The 20,945-nt window shown below is 72.7% G+C and carries 20 protein-coding genes; 8 read left to right on the forward strand and 12 right to left on the reverse strand.

The window, feature by feature from the left end:
* The first annotated feature begins 22 nt into the window (after window positions 1-22).
* The gene (locus tag AB0C15_RS18830; protein WP_357353522.1) at window positions 23-646 is read left to right on the forward strand and encodes a hypothetical protein; all 624 of its coding nucleotides are present in this window, start codon (window positions 23-25) and stop codon (window positions 644-646) included.
* Window positions 647-651: 5 nt separating this feature from the next.
* Here the strand turns inward: AB0C15_RS18830 and AB0C15_RS18835 are convergent, their stop codons facing one another.
* Both AB0C15_RS18835 and AB0C15_RS18840 read right to left on the reverse strand, forming a co-directional pair.
* Complete coding sequence (locus AB0C15_RS18835) at window positions 652-1,020, reverse strand: DUF4180 domain-containing protein (protein ID WP_357353524.1); 369 nt, start codon at window positions 1,018-1,020, stop codon at window positions 652-654.
* Complete coding sequence (locus AB0C15_RS18840; protein WP_357353526.1) at window positions 1,013-1,465, reverse strand: helix-turn-helix domain-containing protein; 453 nt, start codon at window positions 1,463-1,465, stop codon at window positions 1,013-1,015. Before AB0C15_RS18840 ends, AB0C15_RS18835 begins: the two co-directional genes overlap by 8 nt.
* A 170-nt stretch (window positions 1,466-1,635) precedes the next feature.
* On the opposite strand from AB0C15_RS18840, the gene AB0C15_RS18845 reads away from it, so the two are divergent.
* Window positions 1,636-4,860: an AAA family ATPase gene (locus AB0C15_RS18845; protein ID WP_357353528.1), complete on the forward strand. Its 3,225-nt coding sequence runs from the start codon at window positions 1,636-1,638 to the stop codon at window positions 4,858-4,860.
* A 277-nt stretch (window positions 4,861-5,137) separates the two neighbouring features.
* Here AB0C15_RS18845 and AB0C15_RS18850 read toward each other — a convergent pair whose 3' ends face one another.
* From AB0C15_RS18850 to AB0C15_RS18860, 3 genes are read right to left on the reverse strand one after another with little or no spacing between them, the layout of a single operon-like run.
* On the reverse strand, window positions 5,138-5,995 hold the full coding sequence (locus AB0C15_RS18850; RefSeq protein ID WP_357353531.1) for an ABC transporter permease: 858 nt from the start codon (window positions 5,993-5,995) through the stop codon (window positions 5,138-5,140).
* A complete protein-coding gene (locus AB0C15_RS18855) occupies window positions 5,992-7,005 on the reverse strand; it encodes an ATP-binding cassette domain-containing protein (RefSeq protein WP_357353533.1) in 1,014 nt (337 codons plus the stop codon). The genes AB0C15_RS18850 and AB0C15_RS18855 overlap by 4 nt, the downstream gene beginning before the upstream one ends.
* 27 nt (window positions 7,006-7,032) lie before the next feature.
* Entirely contained in the window at window positions 7,033-7,587 is a 555-nt protein-coding gene (locus tag AB0C15_RS18860; RefSeq protein ID WP_357353535.1) for an NAD(P)H-dependent oxidoreductase, read from the reverse strand.
* A 131-nt stretch (window positions 7,588-7,718) separates the two neighbouring features.
* On the opposite strand from AB0C15_RS18860, the gene AB0C15_RS18865 reads away from it, so the two are divergent.
* The gene (locus AB0C15_RS18865) at window positions 7,719-8,234 is read left to right on the forward strand and encodes a GNAT family N-acetyltransferase (RefSeq protein ID WP_357353537.1); all 516 of its coding nucleotides are present in this window, start codon (window positions 7,719-7,721) and stop codon (window positions 8,232-8,234) included.
* Window positions 8,235-8,258: 24 nt separating this feature from the next.
* Here the strand turns inward: AB0C15_RS18865 and AB0C15_RS18870 are convergent, their stop codons facing one another.
* Both AB0C15_RS18870 and AB0C15_RS18875 read right to left on the reverse strand, forming a co-directional pair.
* Entirely contained in the window at window positions 8,259-9,245 is a 987-nt protein-coding gene (locus AB0C15_RS18870; RefSeq protein WP_357353539.1) for an aldo/keto reductase, read from the reverse strand.
* 83 nt (window positions 9,246-9,328) lie between these two features.
* Window positions 9,329-10,081: an SDR family oxidoreductase gene (locus tag AB0C15_RS18875; protein ID WP_357353541.1), complete on the reverse strand. Its 753-nt coding sequence runs from the start codon at window positions 10,079-10,081 to the stop codon at window positions 9,329-9,331.
* A gap of 102 nt (window positions 10,082-10,183) precedes the next feature.
* On the opposite strand from AB0C15_RS18875, the gene AB0C15_RS18880 reads away from it, so the two are divergent.
* On the forward strand, window positions 10,184-11,026 hold the full coding sequence (locus AB0C15_RS18880) for a helix-turn-helix transcriptional regulator (protein ID WP_357353543.1): 843 nt from the start codon (window positions 10,184-10,186) through the stop codon (window positions 11,024-11,026).
* An 82-nt stretch (window positions 11,027-11,108) separates the two neighbouring features.
* Here the strand turns inward: AB0C15_RS18880 and AB0C15_RS18885 are convergent, their stop codons facing one another.
* Window positions 11,109-11,960, reverse strand: coding sequence for an aldo/keto reductase (locus AB0C15_RS18885; protein ID WP_357353545.1), 852 nt, complete (start codon window positions 11,958-11,960; stop codon window positions 11,109-11,111).
* A 97-nt stretch (window positions 11,961-12,057) separates the two neighbouring features.
* Window positions 12,058-13,023 carry a LysR family transcriptional regulator gene (locus tag AB0C15_RS18890; RefSeq protein ID WP_357353547.1) on the reverse strand — a complete coding sequence of 322 codons (966 nt, stop codon included), beginning with the start codon at window positions 13,021-13,023 and terminating at the stop codon, window positions 12,058-12,060.
* 52 nt (window positions 13,024-13,075) lie between these two features.
* Between AB0C15_RS18890 and AB0C15_RS18895 the strand changes: the two genes are divergently transcribed.
* Together AB0C15_RS18895 and AB0C15_RS18900 are read left to right on the forward strand one after the other, a co-directional pair.
* Window positions 13,076-14,017 carry a serine hydrolase gene (locus tag AB0C15_RS18895; RefSeq protein WP_357353549.1) on the forward strand — a complete coding sequence of 314 codons (942 nt, stop codon included), beginning with the start codon at window positions 13,076-13,078 and terminating at the stop codon, window positions 14,015-14,017.
* 154 nt (window positions 14,018-14,171) lie between these two features.
* Window positions 14,172-15,161: an MBL fold metallo-hydrolase gene (locus tag AB0C15_RS18900; RefSeq protein WP_357353551.1), complete on the forward strand. Its 990-nt coding sequence runs from the start codon at window positions 14,172-14,174 to the stop codon at window positions 15,159-15,161.
* Between the two features lie 43 nt (window positions 15,162-15,204).
* Here AB0C15_RS18900 and AB0C15_RS18905 read toward each other — a convergent pair whose 3' ends face one another.
* From AB0C15_RS18905 to AB0C15_RS18915, 3 genes are read right to left on the reverse strand one after another with little or no spacing between them, the layout of a single operon-like run.
* Complete coding sequence (locus AB0C15_RS18905) at window positions 15,205-15,744, reverse strand: DUF1697 domain-containing protein (protein ID WP_357353553.1); 540 nt, start codon at window positions 15,742-15,744, stop codon at window positions 15,205-15,207.
* 29 nt (window positions 15,745-15,773) lie between these two features.
* Window positions 15,774-16,442, reverse strand: a complete 669-nt coding sequence (locus AB0C15_RS18910) for a response regulator transcription factor (RefSeq protein ID WP_357353555.1) — start codon at window positions 16,440-16,442, stop codon at window positions 15,774-15,776.
* Entirely contained in the window at window positions 16,439-17,596 is a 1,158-nt protein-coding gene (locus AB0C15_RS18915; RefSeq protein ID WP_357353558.1) for a sensor histidine kinase, read from the reverse strand. The genes AB0C15_RS18910 and AB0C15_RS18915 overlap by 4 nt, the downstream gene beginning before the upstream one ends.
* Before the next feature lie 169 nt (window positions 17,597-17,765).
* Here AB0C15_RS18915 and AB0C15_RS18920 point away from each other — a divergent pair, with 169 nt between their 5' ends.
* A complete protein-coding gene (locus AB0C15_RS18920; protein WP_357353560.1) occupies window positions 17,766-18,515 on the forward strand; it encodes an ABC transporter ATP-binding protein in 750 nt (249 codons plus the stop codon).
* On the forward strand, window positions 18,509-20,938 hold the full coding sequence (locus tag AB0C15_RS18925) for an ABC transporter permease (RefSeq protein ID WP_357353562.1): 2,430 nt from the start codon (window positions 18,509-18,511) through the stop codon (window positions 20,936-20,938). Before AB0C15_RS18920 ends, AB0C15_RS18925 begins: the two co-directional genes overlap by 7 nt.
* Window positions 20,939-20,945 lie beyond the last annotated feature (7 nt).

Raw genomic sequence — 20,945 nt, forward strand, 5'->3', positions numbered from 1 at the left:
ACGCGAGCCGAGGGAGGCCAACATGCGTGATCCTGTGCCGGAAGAGCGAGCCCCAGTCACCGTGCGGGTGGATCGCTGGCGGGCGGGGCTGCCACCAGATGCGTGGCCCGACGGCCTTCCGGCCAGCGGCGAGGTCTGGCGGCGCGACGTCTTCGCGGTGGCCGAGGCGTACCGCGCGGGCAGCGCGAGCCCCCGCCACCTGCTGACCACCGTGCTGGCCTGGGCCTACGGCCCGATCGGGTACGGCCCGTGGCGCGCTGCCAGGTCGCTCGACGCCGACCCCGAGGGCAAACGCCTGTCGTACGCGCTGGAGGAGGTGTCCGCCCCGGCGCCCGACGAGGGCGTGTTGCGTACGGCGTACCGCCGCTTCCGTGACCCCGACGAGGCCCGTCTGCCGTGGTTGGGGCCGGGCCTGTTCACGAAGGTCCTCTACTTCGTCGGCTACCGGCGTGGGGTGGGCGGTGTGCAACCCCTGATCCTCGACCGGGTCGTGGCCAGCCACCTCCCGGCCGAGGCGGGTGTGGGCCGCCAAAACTGGTGGTCATCCGAGGAGTGGCTGGCCTATCTGCGCTGGGCTACGGAGCAGGCTCGGGTCAGGGGAGTGGAGCCGGACGAGGTGGAGATGGCCATCAGGCCCGGCCGGTGAGGTCGCTATCGGGCGGCGCTCAGGCGTGCGTCGAGCGCGTCGAGGTCGGGGACGAACCAGATCTGCCCGCCCTGGTTCGACTCGTGCACCAGCGCGCGCAGCGCCGAACTCTCCGCGAGCCGCGCCGAGATGTCGCCGACGACGGCCAGCCGCACCCGGTAGTTGACGAACTTCTGCATCACGTCGCCGGCGAAGCGGGTGCCCAGCGAGAAGAAGCGATCGTCGAGCCGGTTGGCCGGCACGGCCACCACCTGGGCGCCGAGGAACGCCGCGCCGATCAAATCCAGTGCGTCCTGCTCGGTGGCCAGCGGTGGCCCCGCCGGGTCGCAGACCAGCACCGGCACCCCGGCGCGTTCCTGAATCTCGTCAGGCATCACGAACCTCCTGGTTGAGCAGACCGTTGTCGGCGTTGAGGACGGCGTCGAGCAGGTGCAGCAACTCGGCGGTGGCGGCCGGGTCGCCCAGGATGATGATCTTCATGCGGTGGCGATCCTCGTCGTGCACCGTCTGCACCCGCAGCGGGTGGGCCTGGTCGTGGGCGGTGTTGGCGCTGGTGAGCACGAGCGTGCCGAGCCGTTCGGCGGCGGCCCGGTCGACGCCGTCGATCTGCACGATGCTCGACACCTCGACCTGCCCGCCGACGCGGGTGGCGACCGGGGTCTGCCCGGTGAGGGCGTCGAGGTCGCTGGCGGCGATCCGGTACTGCTTACCGATCCGCACCGCCCGCAGCCGACCCGAGCGGATGTAGCCGCGCACGGTTCGCACGTGCAGGTTGAGCCGGTCGGCCACCTGCTCGACCGAGTACATGTCTTCCGTCATCATCGCCCACACTACCTGGATAGGTAAGAATAGGGAAGGATAGGGAGCGCTAGGCCGATTCGTTGACGACATCAGCTCCAAAGGACCCGCCTCCACAGCGAGGCCCGGCGAAGCGTCCGTCGGGTTGACCCGCCGACGTTGTCAGACGGTTCCAGTACCGTCTGGGAACCATGGACGCGCTCGACGACGCCATCATCGGGCGGAATCACCCTGCGGGCCTGCTGCGCGCCGAGTTGGACCGCGCCACCACCAGCCACGGCGGTTTCGTCCTGGTCACCGGCGAGCCGGGCATCGGCAAGACGACCCTCGTCACGTCGGCCGCCCGGGAGGCCCGGCAGCGAGGTGCGCTGGTGCTCGGCGGCGCCTGCTGGGATTCTGCCAGTGCCCCCGGCTACTGGCCGTGGGTGCAGGTGCTGCGCGGTCTGCGGCGCTCCGCCGACGACTGGGCAGTGGCACGGCAGTCCGCGGAGCCGGCCCTCGCCGCGCTGCTCGGCCAGTCCGGCACCGGCGGCGAGCAGGCCGGTCGCCTCGTCAGTTGGGCCGGCGTCGACTCGGGTCCGGACGTCGCCGACCAGGAGGCATTCGCTCTCTACGACGCGGTGACCGCCGCGCTCGTCACCGTCTCCCAGCACCGGCCGGTCGTGGTCGTCCTCGACGATCTGCACTGGGCCGACCCGGCCTCGCTGCGGTTGCTGAGCTTCGCCGTGCAGCACACCTGGTTCGAGCAGCTCCTACTCGTCGGCACCTACCGCGACGCCGAGGTCGAGTCGGGTGAGCACCCGCTCCGCCCGCTGCTGATGCCGCTTGTCGCGAAGGCCACCACCATCACCCTCACCGGTCTCTCCCGCGACGAGGTGGCCGCGCTGATGACCCGGACCGCCGGCCGGGCACCCGAAGCCGGCCTCGTCGACGAGGTGCACCGGCGCACCGGCGGCAACCCGTTCTTCGTCGAGCAGACCGCGCGCCTGTGGCACGCCGACGACGCGGTCGGCACGATCGCCCCCGGCGTACGCGAGGCCGTGCGCCGCCGCCTGGCCCAACTGCCCGCCGCGGTGGTCGAGGCGTTGAGCGTCGCGGCCGTGCTGGGCCGTGAGTTCCACCGTCAGGTGCTCGCGGCGTGCGCGCCCGCCCCGGTGGCGCAGGTCGACCGGCTGCTCGACCGTGCGGTGACCGCCCGACTGGTGGTGGCCCGGGGCGGTGGCCGCTTCGCCTTCGCCCATGACCTGGTCCGGGAAACCCTCTACGACGGGCTGACCGACGACGACCGGCAGGCCCGGCACGGCGCGGTGGTCCGCGCAGTCGACGACCTCAAGGAGCTGACCGACCGGCTGATCCCGGCCGACCTCGCCCGCCACGCCTACCTCGCCGGCCCCACGCTGGCCCGGGCCCGGGTGGCCACGCTGCTTGTCGCCGCCGGGCGGGACGCGTTCGCCCGGCTGGCCGGCGACGAGGGGGCGGTGCACTTCCGCCGAGCCCTCGAGGTCGTCGAAGACCCGGTGCAGCGGGTGCGGGTCCTTGTCGAGTTCGCCGAGTCGCACTACCACCACGCCGGCCGGGGAGAGGTCGTGCGACTGCTGACCGAGGCCGCCGAGCTGGCCCGTTCACTCGACGACCCGGTGCTGCTGGCCCGTGTCGCGCTCACCGTGAACCGCGCCCGTCAGGTGGAGACCGCCCAGTCGATCGAGGCGGCGGAGCTGGTGCGCGAGGCGTACCGCCGGTTGATCGGCGAGCCGGACGCCACCGCGACGGTCGGCGCCCTGGTCGCGGACCTCATCACCGCCAGCGAGACGATCGCCCGGCGTGGGCAGGACGACGAGGCGCTCACCTTCAGCCTCTGGGCCCGCCACGACACGACCTGGGGGCTCGGCACCGCCGCGACCCGGGCCGCGCTCACCGTCGAAATCCGGGACGTGGCCCGCCGGACGGGCGATCGGGAGACCGAGCTGTGGGCCACCTCGCTGCGCTGGGTGGCGCTGCTGGAGTTGGGCGATCCTCGCTTCGTCGAGGAGTTCAGCACCTTCGTCGGCGCCGAACGGCAGGGCGACTTCGCCCGGCACCGGATGGCCGCAGCCGTCGACAGCGGCATCATCGCGGCGTTCCGCGGCGACTTCGCCACCGCCGACGAGCGGTTCGCAGTCCTCACCGATCAGGCCGACCCGAGCCACGCCGAGTTCGGGTTCATGGGCCATCACCTGCGCTGGTCCCGGCTGCTGCTTCAGGGCCGCACCGCCGAGGCCACCGCTGTCGTGGACGGGCTGGCCCCGACCGACTACCCCTACCGGGAGTTGCTGCGGGGGATCAGCGCGGCGGAGCACGGCGACGGAGAGACGGCGATCCGGGTGACCGCAGGCATCGAGGACGCCGCCATCAGGTACCCGCGCCCGGTGTCACCGCTCTGGCTCCGACTCCGCGCGCAGGCCGCAGCCGCGTCCGCCGACCCGCAGCGCTGCGCCGCCGCGCGGGCCGCGCTCAGCCCGCACCGTGGCGAGTGGGCGGTGGGGCTCTTCGGCTGCGACATCAGCGGCCCCGTCGACCACTGGCTCGCGCTCATCGACCTCGCCCAGAGGCGCTGGGACGACGCCATCGCCGGCTTCACCACCGCCCGGGACTCCGCCGACCGGCTGGGCTCCCGACCCTGGTCGCTGCTCGCCCGCACCGGCCTCGCGCACGCCCTCGCCGGCCGCGGCGACCCCGCTGACGCCGCGACGCTGAGCGCGTTGCGCGCCGCCACCATCCGGGAGGCGACCGCCCTCGGCATGACGCAGGTGCTCCGCCGGCTCGCCGCCCCGGTCGGGTCGGGTCAGGTTGTCGCGCCCGGTCGGGCCGCGCCACTCGCGGCGACGATCGAGGGGTACGAGTTCCGGCGCGACGGGCCGGTCTGGCAACTGGCGTACGACGGTGCCGTCGTGCACCTGCCCGACGCCAAGGGCCTGCACGACCTGCACCTGCTGCTCAGCCGGCCGGGCAGTGACGTGCCGGCGGTGGAGTTGCTCGACCCGGCCGCCGGGCCGGAGCTGGTCGCCGCCCGCCGGATGGGCGCCGACCCGGTGCTCGACGACGAGGCGAAGGCCCGCTACCGGCGGCACCTGGCCCGCCTCGACGAGGAGATCGACCGGGCTGCCGCCCGTGACGACGACCGGAAGGTGTCCAAGCTGGACGCTGAGCGGGGCGCGTTGCTCGACGAACTGCGTGCCGCAGCGGGCCTCGCCGGCCGGAGTCGCCGCCTGGGCGACGAGACCGAGCGGGCCCGCAAGACGGTGACCGCGAGAATCCGCGACACGCTGCGCAAACTCGACAGTCGACACCCAACCCTGGCGAGCCACCTACGTGACTCCGTCTCCACCGGCACCACCTGCCGCTACCTACCGTCCAGCCCGCTGCCCTGGCGCCTCTAACCCCCCACCCCACCCCACCCCACCCCAGCCCACCCCTTCCCACCCCTCCCCAGCCCTACCCCTCCGCGATCTCGCACGTCGGTCGCCGGCTCGGGGTGCTCTGCCGCACCTGTCGGGACAGTGCAAGATCGCGGAAGCACCGCCGCGTCGATCATGGAGTTGTGGTGGGTGACAAAGTGCCCTTACAGCGTCAAGACGGGCACCACAACTCCATGATCGACGAAGCCGGGGCGGGGTTGGGCCGGGGCGGGGTTGGGGCGGGGCCGGGGCGGGGCTGTTAGCGGCGGTTGTACCTGTACATGGTCAGGGTGCCGAAGATCAGGACGAAGCCGGCGCTCCACAGCAACAGCCACATGGTGGCGGCCGGGTCAGACTCGCCGCTCATCGCTCCCCGGATCGCCGCCACCAGTTGGGTCACCGGGTTGACCTTCACGAACGCCTGGAGCCAGCCGGGCATGGTGCTCGGCTCGACGAAGACGTTGCTCAGGAACGTCAGCGGGAACAGCACCATCATGCTGACCCCCATCACCGACTTCTCGCTGCGCAGGATCAGCCCGAAGAACGTCCACACCCAGGAGAACGCGAACGAGAAGACCACCAGCAGCCCGATCCCGGCGACCGCCCCCACCACGCCACCCTCGGGGCGGAACCCGAGCACCAGCCCGAGGCTCAGGATCACCACGGCGGCGAGGATGTAGCGCAACACGTCGCCGAAGATCATGCCGACCAGGGCGGCCGGGCGCCAGACGGGGAGCGTCCGGAACCTGTCGAAGATGCCCTTCTCGATGTCGGTGTTGAGGCCGATGCCGGTGTACATGGTGATCATGACGACGCTCGTCACCATGATGCCGGGCAGGAAGAACTGCAGGTATTCGCGCGGGCTGCCGGCGAGAGCACCGCCGAACAGGTACGTGAACATCAGCACCATGATGATCGGGAACGCGGTCACGTCGAAGAGCTGCTCCGGCACGTGCTTGATCTTCAGCATGGCCCGCCAGCCGAAGGTGAGCGACGCGCCCAGCGCGCTCGGCCGGGGCGGTCGGGCACCTGGCGCGAGCACTGTGGCCAGCGCCTCGGCGGACGGCACGTAGACGGACGGCGCCCGTTCGGTCGTGCTGGTCGTGGTGTCGCTCATCGGGCTGCCTCCAGCTCGTCGTCGCGCTCGTCGGTCGGCACGGCGGGGTGGTCGGTCAGGGCCAGGAAGACCTCGTCAAGGCTGGGCTGACCGAGGGAGAAGTTGTCGACGACGATGCCGGCGTGGGCCAGGTCGCCGAGTACCCGGGCGGCCTGGGCGCTGGCGTCGAGGTCGGTGCCGGCCTCGCCGACGCGGGCGGTCAACGCCACCGGGTCGGCGGCGAGCTGCACCGGCACGCCGAGCGCCTCCCGCAGGACCCGCTCCGCCTCGGGGCGTTGCGCGGGGTCGCGCAGTCGCAGGTGGACGGTGCCGGAGCCGATGGACGACTTCAGCTCACCCGGGGTGCCCTCCGCGATCACCCGACCGTGGTCGACGACCGCGATCCGCCCGGCGAGTTGGTCGGCCTCGTCGAGGTACTGGGTGGTCAGCAGCACTGTCGTGCCGTGCGACACCACCGCCCGGACGATCTCCCACACCTGGTTGCGGCTGCGCGGGTCGAGACCTGTCGTCGGTTCGTCGAGGAAGAGCAGGTCCGGGGTGTTCAGGATGCTTGCCGCGATGTCGATGCGTCGCCGCATGCCACCGGAGTACTTCTTCACCTGGCGGTCGCTCGCCTCGGTCAGACCGAACGCGGCAAGTAGGGCCGCCGCGCGCTCCCGGGCGGCCGGCTTGGGCAGGCCGAGCAGGCGGCCGAGGAGCACCAGGTTCTCCGTGCCGGTCAGGTCCTCGTCGACCGAGGCGTACTGGCCGGTGAGGCTGACCCGGGAGCGGACCTTGTCGGCCTCGGTGACCACGTCGTGGCCGAAGACCCGGGCCGAGCCGCCGTCGGGTCGCAGCAGCGTGGCGAGCACCCGGACCGCTGTGGTCTTGCCCGCCCCGTTCGGGCCGAGCAGGCCGTAGACGGTGCCGGCGGGCACCTGGAGGTCGATGCCGGCCAACGCCCTGGTGTCCCCGAACGAGCGGGTGAGACCTTCGGCCTCGATGGCCAGGCCGGTGGTGCGTCTACTCATGATCCTTACCTTTCGTGATGGGCGTGTTCAGGAGACGTAGGGTCGAGCCGCCCGGCCGTCGCGCAGAGCCAGGCCCCACCAGCGCAACTGGTCGAGCAGGACGCCGACGTCGCGGCGTAGCTCGTCCGTGCACCGGTCGGTCGGGTCGCCGGCGAGCAGGTCGATCCCGACGACGTCGCGTACCGTCATCGCGTGTAGTGCGGTGAAGACGGTACGTAGTTGGTCGACCGCGTGCAGCCCCGTGGACCGGCAGCCGTACGACACGAAGCCGACCGGCTTGGCCTGCCACTCGTCGTACGCGTAGTCGATGGCTTGTTTCAAGGGTGCCGGGAAGCTGTGGTTGTACTCGGGGGTGACCACGACGAACGCGTCCGCCCGGCCCACCTCACCGACGAACGCCCGGATGGGCGCGGTCGGCTCGGCGGGGTAGGCGGCCGGGAAGTCGTACCCGGTCAGGTCAACGACCGTCACCGCCAGGTCGTCGTGCCGCGTGGCCTGCTCGACGAACCAGTTGGCGAGCCGGTCACCGACCCGCCCCTCCCGGGTGCTGCCGACGATCACGGCGATCCGCAACGGTGTCATCGCCACCCCCCTTCCATTCTGAAGGCGCGAGGTGGCGGCAGGCGCCCGCTAGATCCGATCTAGCGGGCGCGTTTTCGGGGCGGAACGTCGGTGGGGTCGGCTTGACTGGGGTCGACGAATGGGGAAGTGGAATGGCACAGGTAAGCATCGAGCCGTGGCACGAGGACGACCTCGAGCTGCTGCGGCAGCTCAACTCACCGGACACCCGCAAGCACACCGGCGGCCCGGAGACCGACGAGCAGGTGCTCGCCCGGCACGACAGGTACGTGCACTTCGCCGGCACCGGGCAGGGCTGCATGTTCACGCTGGTGCTGCCGGACGGGGCGCGGGCGGGCAGCGTCGGCTACTGGGCCCGCGAGTGGCGTGGGCAGCAGGTGTACGAGATGGGCTGGGCGGTGCTGCCCGCGTACCGGGGGCAGGGCCTGGCCACGGCGGCGGTGCGCGCGGTGGTGGACGCCGCTCGCGCCCGACGGGACCGGCACTACGCCCACGCCTACCCCTCGGTCGACAATCCGGCGTCGAACGCGGTGTGCCGCAAGGCCGGCTTCACGCTGCTCGGCGAGACCGGTTTCGAATACCCGCCGGGGCAGATGATGCGTGCCAACGACTGGCAGCTCGACCTGACCGCCCCGCCGACCGGGAGCTGAGGTCGGCGGGGCGGCTGGTGACGGTCACCAGGTGGTGTCGAGGTGGTGTCGCTGCTCGGTGGTCAGCTCCAGGTCGACAGCTGCCAGGCTCTCCTCCAGTTGCGCCACCGAGGAGGCGCCCACCAGCGGGATGGACGGCAGTTCGCCGCCCAGCAACCAGGCGAGCACCACCTGGTTGACAGTCGCACCGGTCTGCCCGGCCACCTCCCGCAGCGCGTCCAGTCGCCGGGGCGCGCTCGGCAGGTCGTACGCCGAGCTGAGCGGCTTGTCCGTCCGGGTGAACGCCCCCTTGAGCAGCGGCGAGTACGCCACCAGGGTCAACTCCGGCTCGGCACGCAGGTAGCTGAGCAGGTCACCGCTGACGCCGCCCGGCTCACCGTCCGGGTCCAGTTCGCTGATCAGGTCGGTGCGGTTCGGCAGGTAACTGCGGTGGTATTGGAGCACCTCGTACCCCGGCAGGCCGGCGGCGGCGGCCAGGGCGCGGGCCCGCTCCACCCGCCAAGCCCGGTGGTTGCTGGCCCCCAGCAGGCCCACCGTGCCCTCGGCGACCAGCTCGGCGAAGCCCTCCACGGTCTCCTGGAGCGGCACGGCGCGGTCCTCGATGTGCGCGTAGAGCAGGTCCAGCCGCTCCACACCGAGCCGGTCGCGGCTGCGCTCCGCGGACTCGCGGATCACCTTGGCGGAGAGGCCCTCGGGGTTGTCCAGGTAGCTGGTCCCCGGGGCCAACGGTCGGGCGCCCAGCTTCGTGGCGATGACGATCTCGGCGCCGACGCCCCGGCTGCGCCGCCACCGGCCGAGCAGCTCCTCGCTCTGCCCGCCCTGCCCGCCGTCCACCCAGAACGCGTAGTTGTCCGACGTGTCGATGAACGTGCCGCCGGCCTCGACGTACCGGTCCAGGATCGCGTACGAGGTGGCCTCGTCGGTGACGCTGCCGAAGAGCATCGCGCCGAGGCTGAGCACGCTGACCTCGCGCCGGGTCGCCGGGTCAGCGCCGATCGTGCGGTACCGCATGGGGATCTCCTCTCGTGCGCCCTGCCGGTGGGCGCACAGGTCACCCTGCAGGCTGGAGCGCGCTCCAGGTCAAGCGCTCATCCTCACCAGGGCAGCACGCCGTACCCACCGCCGGCGTCCATCTGGAAGCCCCAGAGCAGCCCGCTCGGCCCGTCGGCCGGCAGAGTCGCCAGGTGCACGCTCACCTCCGCGCCCTGCTCGGCGGTGCGGAAACCGCTGTTGCCGTTCAGGTCGGTGGCGCAGTAGCCCGGGTTCGCCGCGTTCACGGTGATCGGGGTGTCCCGCAGCTCCTTGGCGTACATCGCGGTGAGCATGTTCAGCGCCGCCTTCGACGACGGGTACGGCACGGAGGTCAACTCGGCCAGCGCGCCGTTCGGGTCGGTCATCACCGCGATCGAGCCGACCTCGCTCGACACGTTGACGATCCGGGCGGCCGGTGCTCGGCGCAGCAGCGGCAGCAGCGCGTTTGTCACCGTCACCACCCCGAAGACGTTCGTCTCGTACAGCCGGCGCATCGTCGCCACGGTCGTCTCGCTGGGCAGCCCCCGCGCGCCGTCGGCGAGGACGATGCCGGCGTTGTTGACGAGCACGTCGAGCTGGCCGTACTCCGCCTCCACCCACTTCGCGGCGGCCGTCACCGACCCGGCGTCGGTGATGTCGAGCGGCACGAAGACCGCGTCCGCGCCGCCGTCGCGCAGTTCCCGTTCGGCTGCCCGACCCCGTTCGGCGTCCCGCGCGCCCACCAGCACGGTCATCCCGAGGGCGCCGAGCTGCCGGGCGGTGGCGAAGCCGATCCCCTTGTTGGCCCCGGTGATCAGGGCGATCATGTTCGTCATGCCGTCGAGCGTGTCCGCGCCGGCGTCGTGCGGGGAGAGACGGGCCGAGGCTGGGACCGGCGGTACCACCCTGGCCGGCCCGGCCCGAGGCATGCTGGGGGCATGACGAGCAGCGGCCTGCGGCGTGACGAACTGGCGGCGTTCCTGCGTACCCGCCGCGCCCGGCTGCGCCCCGCCGAGGTGGGGCTGCCGGAGGGCGAACGCCGACGTACCCCCGGGTTACGCCGGCAGGAGGTCGCCCAGCTTGCCGGGATGTCGATCGACTACTACATCCGGCTGGAGCAGGGCCGCGGGCCGCACCCGTCCCGGCAGGTGCTCGCGTCGATGGCACGGGCGCTGCTGTTGAGCCGGGACGAGCGCGAGTACCTGTTCCGGGTCGCCGGGGAGAACCCGCCGCCGACCGTCGGCCCGAGCCGGGAGGTGACTCCCGGGCTACGGCACCTGATCGACGCCATGACCGAGACCCCGGCGTACCTCGTCGACGCCGCGTACCACGTGCTGGCCTGGAACCGCCTGGCCACGTACTTCCTGGGGGACCTCGCGGCGGTGCCGGACGCGGAGCGCAACATGATCCGCTGGACGTTCCGGCAGCCGGTCACCGAGGGCCACTGGTCCGATGCCGACGCCCGCCGGTTCGTGCACAGCACGGTGGCGGACCTGCGGGCGGCCTACGGCCGCTACCCGGCCGACCCGGCGATCCGTGAGCTGGTCACCGAACTGCTCGGCGCCTCGCCGCGGTTCGCCCAACTCTGGGCCGAGCACGAGGTCGAGGAGCGCCGTCCGGTGACCAAGCGGGTGCCGCATCCCCGCCTGGGGTCGTTGGAGTTCGAGTGCCGGGTGTTGCTGGTACCGGAGACCGAGCAGCGGCTGATCGTCTACGTCCCCGAGCCCGGCTCGCCGACGCAGGCGGTGTTCCACCGGATCGCCGAGCGCGTCGGCTCCTGACCTCGTCGATGAGCGCTGTACCGCAGACGGTGCGGTACAGCGCTCATCGGCACATCAACCGCCGACGGGTCGGCGGCTCAGGTCACTTGGGCAGGTAGGCGAAGGTGTCCGGGTCCGGGCCCTGCCGGCCGGCCGCGCCCTTGTGCAGCTCGGTGATCCGCTCCATCGCCGCGTCGTCCAGCTCGAAGTCGAAGATCCGGGTGTTCTCCTCGATCCGCTTCGGGGTGGTCGACTTCGGGAAGATGATGTCGCCGCGCTGCACGTGCCAGCGGAGCACCACCTGCGCCGGGGTCCGGTCGAGCTGCCCGGCGATGTCGACCACCGTCGGGTCGTCGAGCACCTTGCCCTGCGCGATCGGCGACCACGCCTCGGTGAGGATGTTGTGCGCGCGACCGTAGCCCCGGACCTCGTCGTTGGTGAAGTACGGGTGCGCCTCGATCTGGTTGACCGCCGGCACGACGCTCGCCTCGTCGGCCAGCCGCTCCAGGTGCGGCACCTGGAAGTTCGACACACCGATCGAACGGGCCCGGCCGTCGCGCTGGAACTCCTCCAGGACCTTCCAGGTCGACACGTAGTCGCCGTCGTAGAGGGTCGGCAGCGGCCAGTGGATCAGGAACAGGTCGATGTAGTCCATCTTCAGCGCCGTCAGCGTCGACTCGAACGCCTTACGGGCGTCGTCGGGGCGGTGGAAGGCGTTGCTCAGCTTGCTGGTGACGTAGACCGCGCCCCGGTCGAGGCCGGACATGCGCACCGCCTCGCCGACCTCGGCCTCGTTGCCGTACATCTGGGCGGTGTCGATGTGCCGGTAGCCCACCTCGAACGCGGTGGTCACGGCCGCGACGGTGTCCTTCGGCTCGATCTGGAACACCCCGAAGCCGAGCTGCGGAATGGTGGTGCCGTCGTTCAGGCTGATGTCCGGAATCGTGATTGCCACTGCGGCTCCTTCGCGTCTTCGTTACCTGTCATCCATACCCTTGCGGGCGGACGATTCACCGCCCAACCGCGGGTGACGAACGCAACGGCGGGCCGGTTCACCCGGTCGTGTCGAACAGCACCGGCCACGGCCGATCCGCCGGCACCGACGTCGCGGGCGGCACCGGCACGGTGGGCTCGGCGGCGGCGAGCACCTCCGCGGCGAGTTGGCCGAACATCGCTGCCGCCGGGTGCGCCGACCGGCTCGGCCAGGCCGCCGAGGTGCGCCTCGCCAGCGGCGCGTCGACGATCGGCCGCCACGCCATCCGGGGCTCCCGGCGGGCCACCGCCGCGGGTTCCACGGCCACGCCGCCGCCGGCCAGCACCAGCCCGCAGAGGAACTCCGGGTTGCGCGCCGGGCGTACCCGGGCCGGCCGCCAACCATGCTGCCGGCACACGGTCAGCAGGTGGTCGTGCCAGCCGGGGGCGGTGGCGCGGGGCGCGGCCACCAGATCCAGACCGGCAAGCGACGCGAGCGTCACCGCACGGCCGCGGGCCAGCGGCGAGGTGCGCGGCAGCAACACCCCCAGCGGTACGTCGACCGGGGCGCCGAAGCGCAGCCCGTCCGCAGCCACCGGGTGGTGCACCAGCCCCACGTCCAGGGTCCGCTCGGCGAGCATCCGTACCTGCTCGGCGGTCGTCAGTTCGTGCAGCTCCACGTCCAGGCCGGACGCCCGCGCGGTGAGCCCGTCCAGCAGCGAGCGCAGGGTCACGGCGGGCGTCTCCGGCGGCACGCCGGCCCGGAGTACGCCCAGCTCACCGGCGCGAACCTGCCCCATCAGGCTGCGGAGTCGACCCTCGCCGGCGAGCAGTTCCTCCGCCTCGCCGAGCAGCAGCTCCCCGGCGGTGGTGAGGCGTACCTGGCGGCGGGAGCGGTCGAACAGCTCGACGGTCAGCTCCCGTTCGAGCCGTTGGATCGACTGGCTCAGCGGCGGCTGGGCCATCCCGAGCAGCTCGGCGGCCCGCCCGAAGTGCAGTTCGTGTGCGACCACCACGAAGTGCCGCAGGTGTCGGAGCAGATCCACGGCCGCGACCCTACGCCGCCGCCACCCCGGCCTCGCTGGATACCGTGCTCGCGTGGACGTTGAGGAACGTGTCGAGGCCATCTTCGCCGCCGTCGGGGTCACGGCCAGCCTGCACGTCGTGGACCTGGACGCCGTGGACCTGGACGGCGTGGGCCTGGACGGCGTGGGCCTGGACGGCGGCCCGGTCGACGGCGGCCGCGAGGTCGGGCTGCGGGCCGACGAGCAGGTGGTGATCGCCTCGATCTTCAAGATTCTGCTGGTGCTGGAGTTCGCCCGGCAGGTCGAGGCCGGTCAACTGGACCCGACCGAGCGGGTCCTGGTCACCGCCGCCGACCGGCTCGGTGGGTGGGGCCTGGCCGGCTGCGCCGACGACGCCGAGGTGTCGCTGCGCGACCTCGCGTACTTCGCCATGTCGGTCACCGACAACACGGCCGCCGACCTGCTGCTGCGTCGGGTCGGCCCGGACCTGCTGCCGATGCTCGCGGTCGAGCTGGGGCTGACCCGTACCCGGGTCCTCGGGGGTCCGCGGGAACTGGTCGAGATGATGCTCGCCGACGTGGGCGCGCGGACCGAGGCGGACTTCGCCCGGATCTTCCCCACGCTGCCGGTGGACCGGGTGCGGGCCATGCGGGTCTTCGACCCCGCGCACACCACGTCAAGCACCGCCCGGGAGATCACCCGGCTGCTCACGCTGATCTGGCGGGACGAGGCCGGGCCGGCGGCGGCCTGCGCGATGGTCCGCACCTGGATGGCCCGGCAGATCTTCTGGACCCGGCTGGCCGCCGGCTTCCCGCCCGGCGTCCGGGTCTCCGGGAAGACCGGCACCCTGCCCGGTTTCCACCTGGAGGCCGGGGTCGCCGAGTATCCCGACGGTGGCCGGTACGCGATCGCCGTCTTCGCCCGCGCCGAAGAGTTGACCCCGCGCCGGATCGACGTGGACCTGGCGATGGGGGAGGCCGCCCGGACGGCCGTCGAGGCACTGCGCGGCGACTGATTTCGCGCCGGTCCGAGCGTCGCCGCACCCACGCCGAGCAGGACCGATATCCGGTGACGTATCGGAGCCGACGGCCCTTGATCTTGGACTGCGGCCCGGTGGCGCTGGTTCGCTCGTGATCGACACAACGCCCGAACACGGGGAGTAGATCCGCATGCCCAGCATCGACCGCCGCCGCTTCCTGCGCGACGCCGCCGCCACCACCGCCCTGGTCTCCGCCGGTGGACTCGCCGCCGGTGCCGCCACCCCGGCCCAGGCCGCGCCCTCGACCGCCGCACCCGCACCGACCGCCGCACCGACCTCTCGCCGCAAGGGCGCGGTCAGCTTCCGCTGGTGGGGTACGGCCGGGTGGCGCGTCGACATCGGTGACCGCACCGTCCTCGTCGACCCGTTCCTCAGCCGGATCGACACTGGGCTGTTCACCGGCCCGTTCAACCCGGCCAAGGCGTTGACGGTGCGCACCGACGTGATCGACCCGCGGGTGGACCGGGCCATGACGGTGTTCGTCACGCACACCCACTGGGACCACTTCATGGACGTGCCGTACATCGCCAAGCGGACCGGCGCGCGGGTGTTCGGCACGCTCACCGCGTACCACCTGGGGTTGGCCTACGAGGTGCCCTCGACGCAGCTCAGCGCCGTGAAGGGCGGGGAGGTGCTGGACTTCGGCGACCACAGCGTCGAGGTGGTCGGCTCGCTGCACAGCCGCAACCCGTCGTACTCGGTGGCCTTCCCCGGGGTGCGGGTGAGCCCGCCGCCGAAGCCGGCCACCATCGCGGACCTGCCGGAGGGGGACACGCTGGGCTACCTGCTGCGGGTCGACGGCGGCCCGTCGGTCTACTTCACCGGGGCCAGTGACGTCGCCGAGCGGAACCTCACCGGCCTCGCCCCCGACGTGGCGATGGTGGCCATGCAGAACGCCACCACCACCGGCGACTACCTGCCCCGACTGCTGGCCGGCCTCGACTACCCGAAGGTCGTCGTGCCGGTGCACTACGACAACTTCGAGACGGAGCTGCGGAACCCGCCGCCGGTCGCCCCGAACGACCGCACCCGGCTGAACGAGATGATCGCCGCGGTACGCCGGATCTCGCCACGCAGCCGGGTGCTGGTGCCCGAGTACGAGACCGCGTACCACTTCTGAGCAGCGTCGGGTGGGGGCGCGCACTTGCGGCCCCCACCCGAGGTCAGGAGGTGGTCATCTCCGCCAACGCCCGCACCGACTTCCAGTTGCGGGAGGTGGAGACCACGCCGAGCTTCTTCTCCAGGTACGCGTTCGTGAACTTCGACCGCCCGTAACCACCGTCGACGTAGTGCAGGAACACCTCCCGGCCGGTCACCGTGAACGACACGTTCTCGGCACCGGGCACGGCAAGCGCGTCCACCGTGGACTGCTCCGGTGCGGTGGCGAGGAAGGCCACCAGCAGTCGCGTCGGGTCGTCCTCCCGGTCGGCGTACGGGTTGCCGCCGGCGATCGCCGTCAACTCCCGGCCGGTGCGCACCAGCACCGGCACGGTCAACGCCAACTCGTCGGCGAGCGCCCGTTCGATTCCGGCGGCAAGCTTCTCCGCGTCGCGCACGGTGCTGCCGAAGGCCACGTTGCCGCTCTGCAGGTACGTCGTGACGTCCTCGTGCCCGAGGTCGGAGACGATCCGGCGCAGGTCGGCCATCGCCAGCCTGGTGGTGCCGACGTTGACCCCGCGCAGCAGGGCGACGTAGCGGGTCATGACTCCTCCTCGGGTGCGTGCCGACCGGCTCAGCGTAGGCTGCCCGGCCCCACCAGGCCCGTCTCGTACGCGACGATGACCAGTTGCGCCCGGTCACGTACCCCCAGCTTGGTCAGCAGCCGCCCGACGTGCGTCTTGACGGTGGCCTGGCTGAGGTTGAGGTGCGCGGCCAACTCCGCGTTGGACAGCCCCCTGGCGATCAGCGCGAGCACCTCCCGTTCCCGGTCGGTCACCCCGTCGAGCTGCCGGGGCAGCGGCCGGGCCGGCTCCGGCCGCCGGGCGAACTCGTCGATCAACCGGCGGGTCACCGTCGGCGCGAGCAGCCCCTCGCCGGCGGCGACCACCCGGATCGCGGTCAGCAGGTCCGCCGGTGGGGTGTCCTTGAGCAGGAACCCACTGGCCCCGGCGCGCAGCGCCCCGTAGACGTACTCGTCCAGGTCGAACGTGGTCAGGATGATGACCCGGGTGTCGGCGGTCGCCGGGTCGGCGCAGATCCGCCGGGTCGCCTCGATGCCGTCCATCTCCGGCATCCGGACGTCCATCAGCACCACGTCCGGGTGGTGCTGCCCGGTCAACGCGACGGCCTCCACCCCGGTGCCCGCCTCGCCGACGGCGGTGCAGTCCGGGCTGAGATCGACGAGCAACCGGAAGCTGCCGCGCAACAGCGCCTGGTCGTCGGCGATCAGCACGCGGATCACGCGGCCACCCGGTAGGGCAGGCTGGCCGTCACCGCGAAGCCACCGTCGGAGCGGGGGCCGGCCCGGAACTCCCCGCCGTGCAACGCCACCCGTTCCCGCATGCCGATCAACCCGTGCCCCTCCCCGCCGAGCAGGACCTGCCGTTCGCCGTCGTCGGTCACCTCCACCCGCACCTCGTCGGGCCTGACGGTCACCGTGGCCCGGCAGGCGGCCGGCGCCGCGTGCTTCACCACGTTCGTCACCGCCTCCTGCACGATCCGGTACACCGCGAGGCCCACCGACTCCGGCACCGCGCCGGCCGGCTCCTCCCGCCGGACGTCGAGCTGCACGTCGACGCCGCCGATCGCCGCCTGCCGGGCCAGGGCCGGCAACTCGTCGAGCCCCGGCGTCGGCGCGTACGGGCTGTCCTCCCGCAGGGCACCGAGCACCCGACGTACGTCGGTTAGCGCGGTACGGCCGGTCTGCTCGATGACCCGCAGAGCGGCACCCGCCTCGCGGGGGTCTGCCTCGGCGACGTGGTTGGCGACGGCCGCCTTCACCACGATCAGGCTCAGCGTGTGCGCGACCACGTCGTGCAGGTCGCGCGCCACCCGTAACCGCTCCTCGGTGGCGGCCTGACGGACGAGCTGGTCGCTCTGCGCGGTGGCGAGGGCGCGTCGCTCCCGGATCTGCCAACCGATCACCCAGGCCGGCGCGACCATGACGGCGGCGTACGCGACACCGCCGGTCCGCGACCAGAGGTCGCCGGCGGTCAGCACCAGGCCGACGCTGACCAGCGCCAGACAACCCGCGGCGCAGAGCAACGACCGGCGGGTGGGCGTCGACACGGCCACCGTGTAGAAGGCCAGGGCGATGGCGAACGCCGGCGCGGCGGCCGCGAAGTTGGGGATCACCCCGGTGATCAGGGCAACCGTGGTGACGGCGCTGATCGCGACAGCCACCGCCATCGGCCACCGGCGGCGGACCGCCAACGGCAGCCCGAGGGCCAGCCCGACCAGCACCGACACCCAGAGCGGCTCACTGACGCCACCGCGCAGTGGTGACTCCAGCGCCGCGTACGGGCAGAGCAGCCCACCGACGGCCACGGCCAGCAGGGCGTCCACGGTGTACAGGTCCACCGGCCGCAGACGTCGGGTCAGGAAAGGAGGGGTCACCCGTGGAACGCTATCGGCCGGCGCTGTCGGCCGCGTCCCCCCGCGGGTCGTCATCCCCGAGGATGACCTACCGGCGTTTCCGGGCCGTCGAGTCCACCCCGGGGAGGGCCGGAAAGTGCCCGCCTCGGCACGACGCGCCGCACCCCACGAATTCGGCACCGTAACGGCCATGACCACAGACACGGTGACCCTGACGGGGCTGCGCGCGGAGTACGGCACCGGGACCCGGCGGGTGACGGCGCTCGACGGCGTGACCACCAGCTTCACGAGCGGCACGTTCACGGCGGTGATGGGCCCCTCCGGCTCGGGAAAGTCCACCCTGCTGCACTGCGCGGCCGGGCTGGACCGCCCGACCGAAGGGGTCGTCACCATCGACGGCACCCGCCTCAACGACCTCGGTGAGGACGCGCTGACCCGGCTGCGCCGGGACCGGATCGGCTTCGTCTTCCAGGCGTTCAACCTGGTGTCCACACTGACCGCCGCGCAGAACGTCGAGTTGCCGTCACGGCTGGCCCGCCGCCGCCCGGCGGCCCGGGACGTGATTGCCGCCCTCGACGCCGTCGGCCTGGCCGACCGGGCCGGGCACCGGCCGAGTGAACTCTCCGGCGGCGAGCAGCAGCGCGTCGCGGTGGCCCGAGCGTTGATCACCCGCCCGGCGGTGCTCTTCGCCGACGAACCGACCGGGGCGCTGGACAGCGCGTCCTCCCGACAGGTGCTCCGGCTGTTGCGGGCGCTCGTGGACGACCACGGGCAGACAGTCGTCATGGTCACCCACGATCCCGCCGCCGCCGCGTACGCCGATCGGGTCCTCCTGCTGGCCGACGGTCGCGTCGTCGACGAGCTGACCGACGGGATCACCGCCGCTGCCGTCGCCGCCCGGATCGCCGAGCGCGAGACCGCCCGGGAGTTGTCGTGCTGAGCGTCAGGCGTTCGGCGAGCGCGTTCGTGGCGGTCGCCATCGGGGTCACGCTCGTCGCGGCGGCCACCCTGCTGCTGGCTTCCGGTCGTCCGCAGGTGCCGGACCGGCTGACGAGGGCGGCGGTCGTGGTGCAGAGCCCCGAGGCGGGCGCGTCGGCCGAGGCGTTCATTGCCAGTCGGCCCTGGTCCGCAAGCGTGGCGGCGGACCTCACCAGCAGGCTGGCCGGTCTACCCGGTGTTGCGGCGGCGGTCCCGGACCGGACCTTCTACGCCCAGCCGCTCGTCAACGGCCGACCGTCGGCCGCCGACAACCGGCGGGAGGACGCCCACCAGGGGCACGGCTGGTCCAGCGCCCAACTGGGTGGAGTGCGCCTCACCGCCGGTGAGCCGCCCCGCCGGCCCGGCGAGGTGGTCGTCGACAGCGCGCTCGGGCTGCGCGCCGGAGCACCTGTCACCCTGCTGACCGCGGTGGGTCCGGAGCCGTACACCGTCACCGGCCTGGTCGACGGGCCCGGCGTCCACGTCGCGGACGAGGTCGCCGCCGCCCTCGCGCCCGGTGTGCGCGCGATCGGGCTGGTGCTCGCGCCCGGTGCCGAACCGGAGCAGGTCGCCACGGTGGCCCGGGGCGTCGTCGACGGCGACGGACGGGTGCTGACCGGCGACGCCCGTGGGGCGCTGGAGCCGCGCGGCGACGCCCGTACCCGGTGGATCGGCATGCAGGTGCTCGCCGCCACGGCCGCCCTCGCCGGCTTCGTCACGGTGTTCGTGGTGGCCTCCACCTTCGCGTTCACCATCGCGCAGCGCCGCCGTGAGCTGGGCCTGCTGCGCGCCGTCGGCGCCACCGGGCGTCAGGTCCGCCGGATGGTGTACGCGGAGGCGCTCGCCGTCGGCGTCTCGGCGGGGATCGTCGGCCTGCTGGTGGGCGCGGCGCTCGCCCCGTTGCTGGGCTGGCTGCTTGTCGACGTCGGCTTCGAACCGTCGACCTTCCGGGTCCGCTACGAACTCTGGCCGATCGCGGTCTCGCTCGTCGCCGGCCCGGTGATCGCGATGCTTGCCGTCTGGTCGGCGTCCCGTCGGGCGGCGCGGGTCCGCCCGTTGGAGGCGTTACGCGAGGCAGCGGTGGAGCAGCGACCGATCGGATGGTTGCGCGCCGGCATTGGGGCGCTGCTTCTCGCGGCGGGGGTGGCGCTCAGCATCGGCACGGCGACCGCCGACGAGGCTCGGGTGTCGGCGCAGTACGCGCTCTACGCGGTGATGGCGCTCGTGGCCGGTGCCACGGTGCTCGCCCCGGTGGTGGTCGGGCCGGTGGTGCGGGTGCTGCGCTCGCCGGTGCGTCGGCCCGGTGGCGCGATCGGGATGCTGGTCCGCGGCGGGGCGTTGACGGCGACCCGGCGGACCGCCGCCATCGCCGCACCGGTGCTGCTCACCGTCGCGTTCGCGGTGCTGGTGTCCGGGATGGTGCGCACCACCACCGCCGCGTACGCGGCAGGTCGGGCGGACAACGTGAACGCCGGCTGGATCGTCGTGCCGGACCACGCACCCGGCCTCTCCGACCAGGCCGTCGCCGCCACCGGCGGCACCGCCCTGCTGCCGACCACCGTCTACCGCACCGACCCCGGAACGTCACCGGCGGACCGGCCGATGACCGCGCTGGGCGTGGATCCGGAGGGCTTCGCCGCCGCCAACCGGGTGCTCACCGTCGTGGCCGGCTCGCTGAACGACCTGCGGGGCGCCGACACGGTGGTGGTGCCCGTCTCGGCGAACCGGCTGCCGTCGGAGCCGTACCCGGTGGTCTTCGCCGACGGGACGACGGTGTCGCTGCGCGTCGTCGCCGTGGTAACCGACACCTCGATCCCCGGCGACCTGCTGCTGCCCCGGGCCGTGGTACGAGCGCACGACCCGTCGGCGTTGACCTCCACGGTGTACGTCCGGGACCGGATCGAGGCTCCGGTCGGCGCGCGGACCATCGACGTCGCGACCTGGGCGGCCGAGGCGGACGCCGCCGAGGACCGACTCGTCTGGCTGTTCACGTTGCTGCTGATCGGGGTGTCCGCCGGTTACGGGGCCATCGCGGTGGCGAACACGTTGTTGCTCGCCGCCGCCGGCCGGGCCGCGGACCTGCGGCTGATCCGGCTGGCCGGGGCGACCCGGCGGCAGGTCATCTGGCTGGTCACGGCGGAGTCCGCCCTGGTGGTGTTCATCGGCGCGCTGCTGGGTGGGGTGGTCGCGTTCGTCGGTCTGCTCAGCATCCGCGCCGGCCTCGCCGAGCAGGTCGGTGCCCCCGTCGATCTGGTGGTGCCCTGGCCGGTGGTTGGCGGGGTGGTGGGGCTGTGCCTGCTCCTCGCCGTGCTGTCGAGCGTGCTGCCCACGTGGCGGCTGCTCCGTCACCGTCCCGCCCGGCCCGCGGTCGGCCTGGTCGGCTGACCACCCC

It is taken from the genome of Micromonospora sp. NPDC048835 (genome assembly GCF_040649995.1).
Classification (GTDB): domain Bacteria; phylum Actinomycetota; class Actinomycetes; order Mycobacteriales; family Micromonosporaceae; genus Micromonospora.